The organism is Mycoplana rhizolycopersici (assembly GCF_013378445.1).
In the GTDB taxonomy this organism is placed as follows: domain Bacteria; phylum Pseudomonadota; class Alphaproteobacteria; order Rhizobiales; family Rhizobiaceae; genus Mycoplana; species Mycoplana rhizolycopersici.
On sequence record NZ_JABXYK010000005.1, the window covers coordinates 199,763 to 215,492 of the forward strand.

Below are 15,730 nucleotides of genomic sequence, written 5' to 3' on the forward strand. Positions count from 1 at the left end.
GCCGGAACAATGGGACAAGGGGGACGTTGTCTTCGCACGAACCGTAACGGCAAAAGGAGAGCAATGCGATGCCAAGCCTCGCAGAAGCCCGTGTCAACCCGAAAAAGCAGCTGTTCGACGAAATCGACCGGATCCATGCCGGCATGCTGGGGCTGGAGAACGACCGCATGCACATGCAGCCCATGGCCCCTCATCTGGACCGGGAGGCGGCCACCATCTGGTTCTACACGAAGACCGACACCGATCTGGTGGAAGCGATCGGCGTGGGCGCCAGGGCGCATTTCTGCGTCGTCGGCAAGGACCACGACTACCACGCCTGCCTCGTCGGCCGGGCGACGGTGGAAAGGAACCCGGTGAAGATAGACGAATACTGGAACTCCGTCGTCGAAGCCTGGTTCGACCACGGCAAGCAGGACCCGATGCTAACTATGCTGGCGCTCCGGCTGGATGATGCCGCCATCTGGGCCTCAACGGGAAGCACGCTCAAGTTTGGCTGGGAGATCGCCAAGGCGAACTTCAATCCGGACGAAGAGCCGGACGTGGGCGTACGCGCCCACGTGGTTTTCGGCGACACGCCAGGAGAGATCCGGCGCCAGTGGCTGAGCTAACAACATGAAGGAGGTGGCGGGAACCATTCCGCCACCCTCATGCTTGTTCAGTTCCAGAAGGACGGAATTGTCTCCGCAAGCCGGGGCCCAAGCCTGAGCGGCGCAACCTTCTCGGCAAGACCGGTGCGGTCGGAGATTTCCACTCCGACGCCGCAGATGGTCGCCGGGCCGTTCGCCGCTTCGAACCGGCCCTTCGGCATCTTCGAGATGAAGCGGTTCAGCGGTTCTTCCTTGTCCATGCCGAGCGAACTGTCATAGTCGCCGCACATCCCCGCATCCGACATGTAGGCGGTGCCGCTGTTGAGGATCTGGCAGTCGGCGGTCGGCACATGCGTGTGCGTGCCGACGACGAGGCTGGCGCGGCCATCGACGAAGTGGCCGAAGCACTGCTTCTCGCTCGTCGCCTCGGCATGAAAATCGAAAACGATCGCATCGGCCTGCTCGCCGAGCGGGCAGGACGCAAGGATCGCCTCGCCGGCCTTGAAGGGGTCGTCCAGTTCGGGGTGCATGAACACGCGGCCCATGATGTTGGCCACCAGAACGCGTGCACCGTTGCGGGCGAAGAACAGGTTGGCCCCCTTGCCGGGCGTGCCCGCCGGATAGTTCGCCGGACGCAGGAACTGGTCGTGGCGGCCGGCAAACGTGACGGCCTCCTTCTGGTCCCACACGTGGTTGCCGGTGGTGACCACGTCGGCACCGGCATTGATCGTTTCCTGAAAGATGTCCTCGGTGATGCCGAAGCCGCCGGCCGCATTTTCTCCGTTGACGATCACGAAGTCGAGCTTGAGGTCCGAGATCAGGCCGGGCAGCCGTTCCCAGACGGCGGTCCGCCCGCTCTTGCCCACCATGTCGCCCAGAAAGAGAAGCCGCATCAGCCCTGTCCACCTTGTTCGTTGAATATGCGAAAGCCGTCTTCCGTCAGAACCGCGTCGAGCGCCACGTCATGCGGCTCGAAGGGCACCTCCGCCACCTCCTGGCAGGCAAAGGCGACACCGATCAGTCGCGGCGTCAGCCCCTTTGCGCGCAACCGGTCGATGGCACGGTCGTAATGTCCGGCGCCATAGCCGATCCGGTGGCCGTTCCCGTCGAAGGCCGAAAGCGGAACGAGCAGGATATCGGGATCGAGCAATTCGGCTTCCGGACCCGGCCCGGTCGTGCCGAATCCCGTCTTCACCATCGGCGCCCCGCGCACGAGCTCGCGAAAGACGATCGTTTCCCGATCCAGCACCACCGGCAGGCTGAGGCGGGCGCCGCGCTCGGCAAGCCTCGCCATCAGCGGACGAATGTCGGCCTCGGAACGAATCGGCCAGAAGCCGGAAATGACGGCGCCCGGCTCGAAGGCGATCACTTCGCCGGCATGATCGGCCATGGCGAGGCTTCCTTCGATACGGGCCTGCGTCGTCATGGCGTCTCGCAGCGCAAGCTTCTCGTTGCGCAGCTGCGCCTTCTTCTCTTTGGGCGTCACGTTGAGCGTCACGCGGTTCTCCGTGCCTGTTTCCCCTCCCATAGCGCCAAGAACATGCCGCCCGCAACCATGCCTGAAAAGTGCAGTCGCCGCCGCCAACGGCCGTCGACCCCGGCGAAACGCACGTCGCCCCAATTTGGAACACGCTTCGCGCAAGCGATAAGGAGGCGCCGGAGGTGCTGGAAATCCAGCCGCATCGGTCGGCGGCAGGCTTCGGCCACCTACCATTTCACTAAGGTTTAATAAAGTATTTCAGCACGTTCGGGTGGTCGAAAGCGCGCGACCACTTTATCACCGCCGCCCATGTCCACCGCCGACCCCCGATTCGCACGCCATCGCACGCTGGCGCCGCCCGACCTATCGCCCATCGAGCTACGCTGCCTTTCGCTTGCCGCTGAAGGAAAGACGGCAGACCAGATCGTGATCGAAACCGACCTGCCGCTTGTGCGTGTGAGCTGTGCGCTGATGCAGGCGATCGAGAAACTCGGCACCCGCAACATCACCGCCGCCATTTCGCGCGCGGCCCTTTTGAGGCTCATCTAGGGTCGCGCAAAAGTGTGCAGCGGCTTTGCGTCAACGACATGCGCAAGAACAAAGACCTCAGGCCGCCTGCGCCTCCACAAGCTGCAGCATCGCCGCTGCAGCGCCCTCGTCGGTGATCAGCGTATTGCAGCCGACCCGTCGGATGGTGGCGCGGATCGCCGGCGCCCGGTGTGCCCCACCGGAGACGAGCACGATGTGATTGGCCTTCTTCACCGTGTCGAGATCGATCGACATCACCTGGTCGCGAATGGGATGATCAATCGTGCGCCCTTCGGCATCGAGGAAGTTACACATCGTGTCGCAGACGCAGCCGGCCGCCACCAGCTCCTTCAGGACTGTCGGCGACAGGAACCCGCGCGACAGCGAGGTCGATTGAGGCCCGATATCGCCGCAGCTGACGACCGCGATGTCCATGTTCTCGGCGAGGTCGTAGAGCGGCTTCAGCCCGCATTTGTCGATCAGGTTGCGCTTGGTCTCACGGCTGTCGACGATCAGGGGCGCCAGGAAGAGATAGCATTCGGCGCCAAGCTGGCTTGCGATGCGCCAGCTGTATTCGATCGGATTGATGTGGTGCGCCTGGACGATGCCGCCCAAAAGCGAGACGACCTTGACCCGCTCGCGCCGGACGGGGCGAAAGCTTGCAAGGGAGGCCGTCAGCGTCCGGCCCCAGCCAACCCCGATCGTGCAGTCGTCGGGGATCACTTCCGTCAGGAACTGGCCGAGCGCCAGCCCCACGCCTTTCGCCGTCCCTTCCGCCGTTTCGGCCGAGGGGACCACGATCGCCTCGTCGAGCCCGTAGGCCTTCTCCAGTCGCGTCGCCAGTTCGACGCAATCGCCGACGCTTTCGTCGATCCAGATCTGTACCTCGCCGCGCTTGAGGGCTTCGTCCAGCATGCGGATCACCGTGGTGCGGCCGACGCCGAGCTTTTCGGCGACATCCTTCTGCGTCATGCGCTGGTTGTAGTAGAGCCAAGCCGCGCGAAGGCGCAGGGACGCGCTTTCGGAATAGGCCTTGTGCGTGTCACGCCTCAATTTCACCAAGTGCCCTGCCCCCTTGTCATGCTGCAACGTTCAGCCCCGTCTCTCTTAGCACGGAACACAATCAATGCGACATATGTTTATCTAGACAAGCAAAAGTGCTTGACAGCAGCGGCGTCGCACGATGATAGTCGCGCAGCATCCACGGAGCGGCGACGCTCCGGCGGCTGTTGCATGCACGGACACGGCGAAACGGTAAAGGAAGCCCGCGACGCCGTGCCGGCATGCAATTCAACAACAGCCTCTAAGACGCATGGCGCGAAACTGAACGCCACGGAACGGGATATCGAACATGACTTCAAAGCTTGAACAATTGCGTGCGATGACGACCGTCGTGGCCGACACGGGCGACATCGAGGCCGTGCGCCGCCTGAAGCCTGTCGACTGCACGACGAACCCCACGATCGTGCTGAAGGCACTCGGCACGCCGATGTTCGCCGACGCCGTAGCCGAGGCCGTGCGCTGGGGCCAGTCGCAGGGCGGAAACCGCGAGGCGGTGATCGCAGCCGTTGCCGATCGCCTGGCGATCTCCGTCGGCGCAGCCCTTTCCGAACTCGTTCCCGGCCGCGTTTCCACGGAAGTCGATGCGGATCTGTCCTTCGACACCGCAGCCTCCATCGAGAAGGCCCACGGCATCATCAAGGCCTATGAGGCGCGCGGCATCGGCCGCGAGCGCATCCTCATCAAGCTCGCCTCCACGTGGGAAGGCATCCGCGCCGCCGAAGTGCTGCAGAAGGAAGGCATCGACTGCAACCTGACGCTGCTCTTCAACAAGGCCCAGGCGATCGCCTGCGCCGATGCCGGCGCCTTCCTGATCTCGCCCTTCGTCGGCCGCATCCTCGACTGGCACGTCAAGGCCAGCGGCAAGACCTTCACGGCCGAAGAGGATCCGGGCGTGCTTTCCGTCCGCGCCATCTACGACTACTACAAGTCGAACGGCATCAATACGATCGTCATGGGCGCCTCCTTCCGCAACACCGGCGAGATCGAGGCCCTGGCCGGTTGCGACCGCCTGACCATCAGCCCGCAGCTCCTGGAAGAGCTCGACGCGGCCGAAGGCAAGCTGGAGCGCAAGCTGTCGCCGGAAACCGCCGGCCATGTCGCGCCGGTCAAGGTCGATGAAAAGACCTTCCGCTGGATGCTGAATGAAGACGCGATGGCGACCGAAAAGCTCTCCGAAGGCATCCGCGCCTTCGCCAAGGACCTCGGCGCCCTGCGCGCCATGATCGACAAGGAACTGAAGGCCGCCGCCTGATCTTCCCCTGCCCCGAACAAGACAACGGCCGCCCTCGTGGCGGCCGTTTGCATTTTGCAGATACAGCTCGTGTCAGCGGAACAGCTGCACGATGTTTTCAGCGGTGCCATTGGCAATCGAGAGCGACTGCACGGCCAGCTGTTCCTGTGTCTGCAGCGCTTTCAGCCGCGTCGACGCCTCGTTCATGTCGGCATCGACGAGACGGCCCACCCCCGTGGAGATGGCATCGCGCAGCGCAAGTGCGAATTCCGACTGGAGCTCGACCCGTTTCTGTGCGGCACCCAGCGTGCTTCCGGCATTCGTGAGCTTCTTCAACATGCCTTCGATGCCGTAGAGATATCGATCGACATCAGCGCCGGGCGCACTGATATCGAGGTCCATCAGGTCGAAATCCGGCAAGCTGCCGACATTGTCGACGATTTTCGAAATCGAGAAATGCGATCGCGTCCCGGAGTCCGGATAAATGCTCGGGTCGACGTCGAAATAGACGGTGGAGCCTGCGGCGGAAACATCGAGACCCAATCCGCTCAGGGCGAGGTCAAGCACGGACGCCATATCTCCCGCAGAGTTGATGAAACCGTCACTGGTGCCCAGCGCGCTGTCGACCAGCGAACGGTCGACAGTCACCTCGATCGGCAACTCGGTATTAATCTGGAATGTGAAAGTGAATTCCACACCGTTGTGTACCCGGAACGGACCCGTGAAATTGAAACTGCCCTGCGCGTAACGGTTGGCCGATTCAGCCGCCGGCGCGTTTTCCAGGCCAAAGGCGGCATCTCCCGCGAACGTCGAATTGGTGACGACCACGTCAACGCTGGAACCGGTGTTGGCGGTGCCGTCATACGTAGAGATGCTGAACAGCTGTTGAATTGGTGGCCCGCTCCAGTTGAACGAGGCGACCCCGGCAGGCACGAAGTTCGATGTGAAAATGTGGGAGAGCACCAAAGCGAGGTCGCTGTTGTCACTGACCACGCCGGTCGAGATGCCGAGGGCCGCGTCAACGGTGGCCTTGTCGATGGTGAGATTATAGCTCGTCCCGGGCGAGTAGGCATCGGCGTCGAGAACGACGGTGAAGTCTATGGAATCGGTGGCTCCGAAGGTCATTGGGCCAGTGAAGTATCGCGATTCAAAGCCGTTGGAGGAACCGACGCTTTGGGACGCGTATCGAAAGCCTCCGATCGTCCCGAGACTACGGATATCCGTCTGCAGCGCTCCACCGCCGCCGGTGTTCAACAGACTGATCCCGACGAGATCGACATCCACGGTCTTAAGCGCCACGGAGCTGTCGGCGGAGCGCACAAAGCCTCCAACGATGCTGGAATTGTAGTAGGAGAGGTTCGCGAGATCGTCGTTGATATCGGTATTCAACCAGTTCACGCCGTTGAACGACGCCGAAACGGCTGTGCTGAGCGCCTGCTTTTTCAAGGCATCGATCTCGTTCTGGATTTTGGCCTTGTCGACCCCCTCCTCCTTCGCTGCGACCAGTCTTGCCTTGATTGCGTCCAGATTCTCAATGACGGATGCGACGCCAGCATAAGCGGTATCCGCTATCGCAGCACCGAGCCCCAACGCGTCGGACACCGCCGAGATCGCCTTGTTGTCGGATCGCATCGTGGTCGAGATCGACCAGTAGGCCGCATTGTCGGAGGCTGCGGATATGCGCAGGCCGCTGCTCACCTGGTTCTGGGTCGTCTGTAGCGCGCTGCCGAGCGTGCGCAAAGCCTGGAGCGCAGCCATCGCCCCGACATTCGTATGAATGCTGGTCATATGAAACCTGAAGATGAATGGAATGGTGCTCGTCATGAGCTTATGGATGACACCCATGTAAATGCCATCATGGTTAACAGACAGTAAATTTTCCGGCGAGGGCGCGCCCGACGTTAAAAAAGAACGATAAAAATCAATAGATTAGAATCTATAAATATTCGATATTTGGAATATGGCCGACGTGTATCCGGATACTTACCGACGATCAGAACCGTGACATGACGAAAATGCGGCTCGACCGATGGTTGATCCCGGGCATCACCGTAGGTTCTGCGGTCAGACGCCCATGTCCGCTTCGACGCGGGCGGCAACCTCGTCCCACGACAGGATCCCGTCGCGCCATGCCGGTTCGTGCGGCGCGCGTGCAGCGCGTGCGACCTTGCCCGCCCAGTCCGCCTCGCCCTGTTGTAAATAGCAGACCAGATTACCGCGCCCGCCTTCCAGAAGGTCGGGGACGAGCACGGGCAGCAGGCAGTAGCCGTACTGCTGCAGCTTGAGGCTGGATTCGGCCAGATAGAGTTCGCGCGCAGTCAGGCGATAGGGCGCGATGCCGAAGTCGGCGAACTTGATGTAGGGCACGATCTCGCCGAACGGACGTTCGCCGTAAAGGCGGACATTGGCCGGGTACTCCCCGGGGACGCCGGCACCAAAGAGATGGAAGGATATCTCCGGGCGCGCCAGCGCCATCTGTCTGACCGCCTCGGCGTCGAACAGCATGTTTCCGACCGACACGCCGTTCTGTGTTCCTGCCGTATAGGGCGAGGAGAGCGCTGCATCGAACATGTCCTTGTCTATGCCCTGCGGCACGCAGGAAAGCCTTGCTGCCCGCGGCATCTGTTCGGCCATGCGCGGGGACGGCACGATCACGCTGTCGAACTGCGGCCAGATCCGGCGTTCGAGACCCTGCAGATATTCGGAGGCGCCGACCGAATCGAGCCGGTCGCGCTTGAAATAGAGAAGCCGCGCGGAAGGATTGATGCGCCGCACCGCATCGAAGAAGGCAATCGCTGTTCCCGACTCGATCGCCACCACATCGGCGGCTTCGATCGCTTCCTTCAGGAAAGAGGGAAGCAGATTGCCGTAGAGCGGAAAGAACAGGCCGTTGACGGCGTTCAGCGCGCTGTTGCGCGAACTGAACGGATGCAGCGGCGGCAGATAGCAGGCCGCACGCCGGCGAAGCCCGGTTTCGACGAAACGGTTTTTCTGCGGGCCGGCAAGCTGCGCATAAAGGTCCGGCTTCTTGAACTTCGTGAGCGAGCTGAAGCCCACGCTCACCGTATCGACCTCGTGGCCGCGTGCGGCAAGCGCGTCAGTGACGAAATGCACGCTCGCCTTCCGCGTCGTCGGCAAGAACGCATGCGTCGATAGAAAGAGGACTCTCATCTCGTTTCAGCCCGTTGCCCGCAACCGTCGGGCCCTTCGCACCCTCAGCGCGTGTCGCGCGCCAGCTCCTGCTTCCACATCCTGCCCAGCGCCTCGTCGAACTGGTCGGGCACGCAGCCCTGGAAGCCGCCGCCCGGATAGAGCGTCAGCTCGCCGACATAGATCTGCCCGTCGACCACGTATAGATCGACCCGCATGAAATCGCTGTCACCCGCCATCTTCCGCACGACCTCAAGCATCTCTTCGAACCTGTCGGGCCTCGGCAGAACGCCCGGATATGGCTCGTAGTAGAAGCCCTGATACTCCAGGGGCTGCCATTGCTGAGAAAACCAGCTTTCGTAGCCGACGCCGTCGCGCCTCAGACGCAGTTCGATGTGCGATACCTCGCCGGAAAAGACAAAGAAGCGATAGTCGTCCGGCGCATCGTCGCCTTCCACCAGCATCTTCTCGATGATGATCAAAGGCTCGAATTCGCCATAGGCCCATTCGCGGTTGATGCGATGATGCTTCAGGGCCAGCCATTCGGGTCCGGGATTGCGCGCCAGAAGCGCGTCGATATCGCCGCGCTCGCGCAGGAAGACACCGCAACCCGAGGCATGCGTCGGCTTGACCACCGCCGGAAGCGGAATGGTCGACCAGTCGACGTCGTTCAGGTCACGCCCGACCCAGTAGGTGGGAACGACATATTGCGGCCCGGCGCGATCGGCGATCAGCGCCTTGGCGGCATGCTTGTCCACCATGCGCGCATAGATCGGCTTGCGGTCGTAGAGCTTGCGCGCCTGCACCTTTTCCGAAAACAGCTTCGGATCGTCGAGATCGGGAAACCGTCCGGCCATGGAGTAATATTTCCAGCGCAGATAGGGGCGGTCTGGAAGGAATGCGATGAGACGCCAGAAGAGGTGCTGCAGCTTCAGCTTCAGGCCGCTGTCGTGACGCGCGGAAAGGGTGATATCCGGCATTGGCTACACCTGATGATGGAATAATCGGTTCAGTTCGGCCTAAACCAGTTTTCTTAAGTCCGGGTTAGCAGACCCAGGAATGCCGCGATCTGCGGCTGGATACCGAATGTTAAGCCGGGTGATCTAGGGCTCTAGGGGCTCTTGCGCTTCGGTGACCTCCCGTTGCCGCCGCAGGACGAAGACGGTCGCCACATGAAATCCATGCTCGGGTCATCGCTGCTCAATGCCGCCGCCGGCCTTCTGTCGCTCTTTGCCGGCTTCGGCAGCAGCGTCGTCGTCGCGCGCGCGCTCGGCGTCGAAGGCGCGGGGATCGTGGCCTACGCTCTGTGGATCATGACGGTCGCGACCCTTGTCTCCGACTTCGGCATGCCGCAGGCGATCCTGCGCTTCGTCGGCCAGAGTGATGGTGCGGAAGAGGGCGGGCGGCCCGGGCTCGTGCGCACCCTGACACGCCGTTTCGTCGCGAGCACCGGCACCCTTGCCGCGACTATGCTCGCCTATGCGGGCTGGCTCGCACTATCCGGACAGTCCAGCGTCTCCCTGATATGGGCTGCCACCACCGGCCTCTTCCTCGTCTACGCCTATTCGACCCTGTCGCTGGGTGCCGCCCAGGGGCTTGGCCGCTTCCGCGAAAGCAGCCTGAACACCGCGATCGGCTGCCTGTTGCAGCCGTTTCTGGTCCTGCTCGGCGCGCTGGTGCTGGGACCGGCCGGTGCGATCTTCGGCCACATGGTCCGCCACCTTCCGCAGGCGCTATCGCTGCGGAAATATCTCTCGCCCGCAAGGGCGGGCGTGCAGCCGGTGACGCCGGCCATGACCACCTACGCGCGAAACAGCTGGCTGTCCGGCGGCATGACGGCCCTTCTCGGCTCGCGGGTCGAACTTGCGGTGATCGGGCTCTTCTTCAACCTCACCGCCGTCGGGCACTACGCCATCGCCTCGACGATGACCGGCATGGTGATCCAGCTTTCCTATTTCCTGGTGGCACCGCTGGTGCCGCTCTTCTCCTACCACAGCGACCGCGGCGATCATGCCGGCCTGACGCAGTCCTACCAGAGGAGCCTGCTGGGCCTGTCGCTGGTGCTGGCCCCGATCTGCTTCGGCGGCGCCGCCATCTCGCCGGTGCTCATCCCGGCGCTGTTTGGCGAAGACTTCCGCCCGGCGGTGGAACTGTCGGTGGTGCTGCTTGCCTTCGGCTTCGCTGCCGCCATGGTGACGGTCCCCTATCGCATGATGCTGGCGCGGGAGCGAAGCGGGGCCGTCCTGCGCCTGTCGATATGGGAAGGACTGGCCTGCATCGGTCTGCTGCTCGTCGTCGTGCCGCGGTTCGGCACGATGGGAGCGGCCTGGGTCAAGGGACTGACGGGAACGGCGAGCTTCCTTTTCTGCCTGTGGTATTGCCACCGCCGCCTCGGCGTCGCCTGCAACCCGCTGGCACTCCTCAAGGTCCTTCTTGCGGCACTCTGCTGTGCTGCGGCCGCAAGCGCCTGCCTGTGGTGGATGCCGAACCTGCCCGGCATGCTGCTCGGCATCGTCGCAGGCGCAATCGCCTATCCTCTGGCACTGGCGATCCTTTCCGCCGTGCCGTTGGAGGAACGCCGCATGATCGCCCGGTGGGCGGAAGGCAAGCTGCCCGCGCCGCTCGCGGGGTTGCTCGCGCGGGCGATGCTCGCCACACGCAGCTGAGACGCTGCGAGGCCCAGCGCTATCGGCTGCAACTTTCGTCGCCTCCGAAGAGGGCTCGCCACAACCGGCCTATTGACCCTGCGCCGAAAAATCGCAAAACAGGATCATTCCAATCAGCTTTCCGGATCGTATCCATGCCCGCAATTGCCGCAGCACGCCCGCACGAAGAAGACGGATCGCCGATCCTTTCCCTGCGCAATGTCGGCTATTCCATCGGCGACAAGGTCCTGCTGCATCCGCTGACCCTCGACCTTCCGGCAGGGAAGTCGATTGCGCTGGTCGGCCATAACGGCTCGGGCAAATCCACCCTGCTGAAACTTATCGGCCGGCAATTGCAGCCGACGGCCGGCGAGATCCGCTTCGAGGGTCAGGCGCTGGCGGATTGGGGCGCCCGCACCTTCGCCCGCAGGCTTGCCTATCTCCCCCAGCACACGCCGATAGCGCCCGGAATGCTCGTTCGCGAGCTGGTAGCACTCGGCCGCTATCCCTGGCATGGCGCTCTGGGGCGTTTCGGCACGGCGGACCGGGCCAAGGTCGAGGAGGCCATCGAGCGCACCGAGATCGGGCCTTTCGCAGACCGGCTGGTGGATACGCTGTCGGGCGGCGAACGCCAGCGCGTCTGGCTCGCCATGCTGATCGCGCAGGACGCCGATTGCCTGCTTCTGGACGAGCCGATCTCCGCGCTCGACATCGGCCACCAGCTCGACGTCCTGACCCTGACGCGCGACCTCAGCCGGCAAAACGGCATCACGGTGATTACCGTCCTGCACGACATCAACATGGCCGCGCGCTTCTGCGATGCGATCGTGGCGCTGCGCGGCGGCCGGCTCATCGCGCAAGGCGTTCCGGAAGAAATCATGACGCCGGAGACCCTGGAACTGATCTACGACGTGCGCATGGACGTGATCCGCCAACCGGACAGCGACAGGCCGGTGGCCCTGGCGAAATAGCGGGTTTTACGGAAACGGATCGACTGCGGGCGGCCGCGTATACGCGACGGCGCAGCCGGGCCAGAAGCGAGATCACTCGCCCAGCACCGCAGGAAATATCTATTGCGGCCAAATCCAGAATGTTTTTGAGTTCTGTATGACTCTCCGAGCGCCGCACAGATAAAGACCGCGAATACATCTTGCTGCGCCCCACAACATAGTGAGCCAGACCAGACTGTTGAGAAAAGCAAATATTATCTGGACATGCTGCTGCGGTGCTTGGGGTGGCATCCAAATAAACATTGCCACTGCAATCAAGACTGCAACAACAAGACTGAGCAATGCAATCGACGTCGTCCGATATTGAAACACATATTGGCTTTGCTCAAAACCGGTGAGCTTGCGCCTTTTTCGCGCTATGAAATGCGCGACTATTACAAGCGGAAAGACGATGCCGCCCACGAGAATGAAAGCATAGTTTCTTGCAACAGCTGAGCCATTTGCACCTGTGTCAATCAACGATTCTGCAGTATTCATAAGGCGTCCTTCTATCGGTTGCAGGAATGCAACCACAAGAAGTTAGAAAAATCTTTAGCATCGCTCGTCGGCACCCAATTTTATGAAGATCTCCTCACGGTGTGCTCGGCTGCCAATCTTGGTTACCCATAGTACACCAGTGCGACTCTTGGTGTCACGTCGGCCAAAACATTGAATTTTAAGAGAGAAAGCGCGATCCACGGCGACCGATGGATTTTTACGATCCCGGGTGCCTACAAAGTAGGTGGGTGCCATATGTCCGAACCCACGGGTCCGAACAGGGACAGCTCCCTTGAGATCGTGTATGGCCCCGGGGAATGTTGATACCTGTCGGGAAGCGCAGACCGCGATTTAGATATAGGACGGAACCGGCGACTAATCCAGTGGCTATCGGTTGCTGCGTGAAGAGAAAGCGGTCGTCGCGGATGAACGGGCAGACGGTCAGCGGCTATCGCTTGCTGTTGCGGAAGCTGCTGTCGCGAAAGGTCCGGCACGCCCTGCCCCTCATGAAGCCCGGGGATCAGTTCGCGGCCGGCTTTCCGACGAGCTTTGCGGTCATGCCCTGGATCTGGTCCGTCAGTTCTCCCAATGCGGCGGCAATGGCGGCCTCGTCCCGGGAGGCTTCAGCCATGACGCTCTCGCGGCCGTTGCGCAGTTGTTCCACCTCGGCCTGCAGCGCCTTCAGCCGCCGGCCCGTCTCGCTCAACTCGTCCATGACCATGATCCCGGCCATGACGGTCAGGCGCAGGTCGCCGATCTCGCCGAACTGCGACTTCAGGTGGCTAACATAGCGGTCGAAGCTGCCTGCGAGTTCGCTGAGGTGCTCTTCCTGCCCCTCCTCGCAGGCCATCCGGTAGGCCTTGCCGTCGATCAGAACCGTTACTTGCGCCATGGAATCTTCCGTGTCCCCCGAAGCAGGCCGCCGCACGCTTGCGTCAGCGGTCGAGTACTGCCCTGATCGTTTCCATTGCCGTCACCAGCCGGCGGGAAACCTCGCGGTTGACCTCCTCGAGACGGTTGGCCCGGAACTCGGACTGGTCGAGCTCCTGGGCAAGGCGAGAGCGATCCGTGTTGACGCGGCGCACCTCGTTTTCGATCTCGCTGTGGTCTCGCTCGCGGTCGAAGCGCATGTCGAGTGCGTTGTCGAGGCCGGTCAAAGCCTTGCGCAACTCCTCGATCGCTACCCTGACTGTTTCTCCTGCCGCCATCACGCCTTCACCGGCATTTACGGTCGCGGACGAATCGCCGCGGTTCTCGCCGTCTTCAAGTCATTGACAATATTCAACAGCAATCGCCAGCGTCAACCACGCGACCCGGCATCGCCGCGCTGGTCTGTGGATGAGATTGCTGCGCCGCGGCAAGGGGGACGAACCCGGCGTCGAAAAGAGCTGCCCGTTCGCGCGCCAAAGCGCCGCAAAACACGGCAAAAACGGCGCAATTCGTTGACTCCCGCAATGCACCTGCTATGTGTCAGCCGCTTCCTAACCGGTGACCCCGACAGGCATCGGCCCTGACACCCCGATTATTTGGAACAGTCATGATCTCTCGCGAAAAACACGACCGGATGGCGAATGCTATTCGCTTTCTTTCCATGGATGCCGTGGAGAAAGCCAACTCCGGCCATCCCGGCCTTCCCATGGGCGCCGCGGACATCGCAACGGTCCTTTTCACCCGCTTCATGACCTTCGACCCGAAGGCTCCGTCCTGGCCGAACCGCGACCGCTTCGTGCTGTCCGCCGGCCACGGCTCGATGCTGCTTTACTCGCTCCTCTACCTGACCGGCTATGAGGACATCACGATCGACGAGATCAAGAACTTCCGCCAGCTCGGCGCCAAGACCGCCGGCCACCCGGAATACGGCCATGCCGCCGGCATCGAGACGACCACCGGTCCGCTCGGCCAGGGCATCGCCAACGCCGTCGGCATGGCGATCGCCGAGCGCAAGCTGCGCGACGAGTTCGGCTCCGACCTGATGGAGCACTACACCTACGTGCTCGCCGGCGACGGCTGCCTGATGGAAGGCATCAGCCAGGAAGCGATCGCGCTGGCCGGCCACCTGAAGCTGAACAAGCTGATCGTCTTCTGGGACGACAACAACATCTCGATCGACGGCCCGATCTCGATTGCCGACTCAACCGACCAGCACGCCCGTTTCCGTGCCTCGCAGTGGAACACGATCGCCGTCGACGGCCACGATCCCGAAGCGATCGCGGCTGCCGTCGAGCAGGCCCAGAAGTCCGACAAGCCGACCATGATCGCCTGCAAGACGGTCATCGGCTGGGGCGCTCCGAACAAGGCCGGCACCCACAAGGTCCACGGCTCGCCGCTCGGCGCAGACGAAATCGCCGCGACCCGCAAGGCGCTGAACTGGGACGCCGAAGCGTTCTCCGTGCCTTCCGACGTGCTTGACGCCTGGCGTCTGGCCGGCCTGCGCTCGACCAAGGCGCACAAGGAATGGCAGGAGCGCCTGGAAAAGGCCGATCCGGAGAAGAAGGCCCAGTTCGTCCGCCGCTTTGCCGGCGACCTGGAAAGCGGTCTCGATTCCGCGATCTCCGCCTACAAGAGGAAGCTGGCCGAGACAAAGCCGAACCCGGCGACCCGCAAGGCCTCCGAGGACGCGCTCGAGGTCATCAACGGCGTCCTGCAGGAAACGATCGGCGGCTCTGCCGACCTGACCGGCTCCAACAACACCAAGACCAGCCAGACCAAGTCGATCACCCCGGATGACTTCTCCGGCCGCTATATCCACTACGGCGTGCGCGAGCACGGCATGGCGGCTGCGATGAACGGCATGGCGCTGCACGGCGGCCTGATCCCCTACTCCGGCGGCTTCCTGATCTTCTCGGACTATTGCCGTCCGTCGATCCGCCTCGCCGCCCTGATGGGCATCCGCGTCATCCACGTCCTGACCCACGATTCGATCGGCCTCGGCGAAGACGGCCCGACGCACCAGCCGGTCGAGCAGATGGCCGCACTCCGCGCCATCCCGAACCTGATGATGTTCCGCCCGGCCGACGCCACTGAAACTGCCGAGTGCTGGCAGCTGGCGCTGGAACACAAGGACCGCCCCTCGGGCATCGCGCTCACCCGCCAGAACCTGATGGCCGTGCGCACCGAGTTCGAGGAGCAGAACCTCTGCGCCAAGGGCGCCTATGACCTGATCTCTTCCGCCGATGCCAAGGTGACGATCTTCGCCACCGGTTCGGAAGTCGAGATCGCGGTGAAGGCCCACGAGGCGTTGACGGCCAAGGGCATTTCCACCCGCGTCGTATCGGTTCCCTGCTTCGAGCTCTTCTACGAGCAGCCGGAAGCCTACCAGAAGGCGATCATCGGTAACTCGCCGGTCAAGATCGCCGTCGAGGCCGGCATCCGCCAGGGCTGGGATCACATCATCGGCTCGGACGGCACCTTCATCGGCATGTCTTCGTTCGGCGCGTCCGGCCCCTACAAGGAGCTCTACAAGCACTTCGGCATCACGCCGGAGGCGGTCGTCGCAGCCGCCGAAGCCAAGCTCGGCTGATCCGGGACGGCGCGCGGGCGACCGCGCGCCACCCGCACGT

The 15,730-nt window shown here is 62.7% G+C and carries 15 protein-coding genes and 1 other RNA gene; 6 read left to right on the forward strand and 10 right to left on the reverse strand.

Features of this window, described 5'->3' with window-relative positions; all coding sequences use genetic code 11:
• Positions 1–68 precede the first annotated feature (68 nt).
• Positions 69–608: a pyridoxamine 5'-phosphate oxidase family protein gene (locus HV823_RS10275; protein ID WP_176949626.1), complete on the forward strand. Its 540-nt coding sequence runs from the start codon at positions 69–71 to the stop codon at positions 606–608.
• 47 nt (positions 609–655) lie between these two features.
• Here HV823_RS10275 and HV823_RS10280 read toward each other — a convergent pair whose 3' ends face one another.
• Both HV823_RS10280 and HV823_RS10285 read right to left on the reverse strand, forming a co-directional pair.
• Positions 656–1,480, reverse strand: coding sequence for a TIGR00282 family metallophosphoesterase (locus HV823_RS10280; RefSeq protein ID WP_176949627.1), 825 nt, complete (start codon positions 1,478–1,480; stop codon positions 656–658).
• Positions 1,480–2,073: a 5-formyltetrahydrofolate cyclo-ligase gene (locus tag HV823_RS10285; RefSeq protein WP_176949756.1), complete on the reverse strand. Its 594-nt coding sequence runs from the start codon at positions 2,071–2,073 to the stop codon at positions 1,480–1,482. Before HV823_RS10285 ends, HV823_RS10280 begins: the two co-directional genes overlap by 1 nt.
• 303 nt (positions 2,074–2,376) lie before the next feature.
• Here HV823_RS10285 and HV823_RS10290 point away from each other — a divergent pair, with 303 nt between their 5' ends.
• Entirely contained in the window at positions 2,377–2,616 is a 240-nt protein-coding gene (locus HV823_RS10290) for a helix-turn-helix domain-containing protein (protein ID WP_176949628.1), read from the forward strand.
• A 57-nt stretch (positions 2,617–2,673) separates the two neighbouring features.
• Here HV823_RS10290 and HV823_RS10295 read toward each other — a convergent pair whose 3' ends face one another.
• Positions 2,674–3,657 carry a sugar-binding transcriptional regulator gene (locus HV823_RS10295; protein ID WP_176949629.1) on the reverse strand — a complete coding sequence of 328 codons (984 nt, stop codon included), beginning with the start codon at positions 3,655–3,657 and terminating at the stop codon, positions 2,674–2,676.
• Positions 3,658–3,946: 289 nt separating this feature from the next.
• Between HV823_RS10295 and tal the strand changes: the two genes are divergently transcribed.
• The gene (tal, locus tag HV823_RS10300) at positions 3,947–4,909 is read left to right on the forward strand and encodes a transaldolase (RefSeq protein WP_176949630.1); all 963 of its coding nucleotides are present in this window, start codon (positions 3,947–3,949) and stop codon (positions 4,907–4,909) included.
• 72 nt (positions 4,910–4,981) lie between these two features.
• Here tal and HV823_RS10305 read toward each other — a convergent pair whose 3' ends face one another.
• The 3 genes from HV823_RS10305 to HV823_RS10315 all read right to left on the reverse strand — a co-directional run bounded on the left by HV823_RS10305 (position 4,982) and on the right by HV823_RS10315 (position 9,018).
• A complete protein-coding gene (locus tag HV823_RS10305) occupies positions 4,982–6,733 on the reverse strand; it encodes a flagellin N-terminal helical domain-containing protein (protein WP_176949631.1) in 1,752 nt (583 codons plus the stop codon).
• Positions 6,734–6,952: 219 nt separating this feature from the next.
• Positions 6,953–8,059, reverse strand: coding sequence for a GumK N-terminal domain-containing glycosyltransferase (locus tag HV823_RS10310; protein WP_425487650.1), 1,107 nt, complete (start codon positions 8,057–8,059; stop codon positions 6,953–6,955).
• Between the two features lie 44 nt (positions 8,060–8,103).
• The gene (locus HV823_RS10315) at positions 8,104–9,018 is read right to left on the reverse strand and encodes an ATP-grasp fold amidoligase family protein (RefSeq protein WP_176949633.1); all 915 of its coding nucleotides are present in this window, start codon (positions 9,016–9,018) and stop codon (positions 8,104–8,106) included.
• A gap of 192 nt (positions 9,019–9,210) precedes the next feature.
• Here HV823_RS10315 and HV823_RS10320 point away from each other — a divergent pair, with 192 nt between their 5' ends.
• The gene (locus HV823_RS10320) at positions 9,211–10,704 is read left to right on the forward strand and encodes a lipopolysaccharide biosynthesis protein (RefSeq protein ID WP_176949634.1); all 1,494 of its coding nucleotides are present in this window, start codon (positions 9,211–9,213) and stop codon (positions 10,702–10,704) included.
• A 134-nt stretch (positions 10,705–10,838) separates the two neighbouring features.
• The gene (locus HV823_RS10325; protein WP_176949635.1) at positions 10,839–11,654 is read left to right on the forward strand and encodes an ATP-binding cassette domain-containing protein; all 816 of its coding nucleotides are present in this window, start codon (positions 10,839–10,841) and stop codon (positions 11,652–11,654) included.
• 99 nt (positions 11,655–11,753) lie between these two features.
• Here the strand turns inward: HV823_RS10325 and HV823_RS10330 are convergent, their stop codons facing one another.
• From HV823_RS10330 to HV823_RS10345, 4 genes are all read right to left on the reverse strand, one after another.
• Positions 11,754–12,170 carry a hypothetical protein gene (locus tag HV823_RS10330; RefSeq protein WP_176949636.1) on the reverse strand — a complete coding sequence of 139 codons (417 nt, stop codon included), beginning with the start codon at positions 12,168–12,170 and terminating at the stop codon, positions 11,754–11,756.
• A 190-nt stretch (positions 12,171–12,360) separates the two neighbouring features.
• Positions 12,361–12,519: non-coding RNA, 6S RNA (gene ssrS / locus HV823_RS10335), on the reverse strand.
• 171 nt (positions 12,520–12,690) lie between these two features.
• The gene (locus HV823_RS10340; RefSeq protein WP_176949637.1) at positions 12,691–13,062 is read right to left on the reverse strand and encodes a cell division protein ZapA; all 372 of its coding nucleotides are present in this window, start codon (positions 13,060–13,062) and stop codon (positions 12,691–12,693) included.
• Positions 13,063–13,105: 43 nt separating this feature from the next.
• Complete coding sequence (locus HV823_RS10345; protein WP_097137301.1) at positions 13,106–13,378, reverse strand: DUF4164 domain-containing protein; 273 nt, start codon at positions 13,376–13,378, stop codon at positions 13,106–13,108.
• A gap of 329 nt (positions 13,379–13,707) precedes the next feature.
• Here HV823_RS10345 and tkt point away from each other — a divergent pair, with 329 nt between their 5' ends.
• The gene (gene tkt, locus HV823_RS10350) at positions 13,708–15,690 is read left to right on the forward strand and encodes a transketolase (protein WP_176949638.1); all 1,983 of its coding nucleotides are present in this window, start codon (positions 13,708–13,710) and stop codon (positions 15,688–15,690) included.
• Positions 15,691–15,730: the final 40 nt, after the last annotated feature.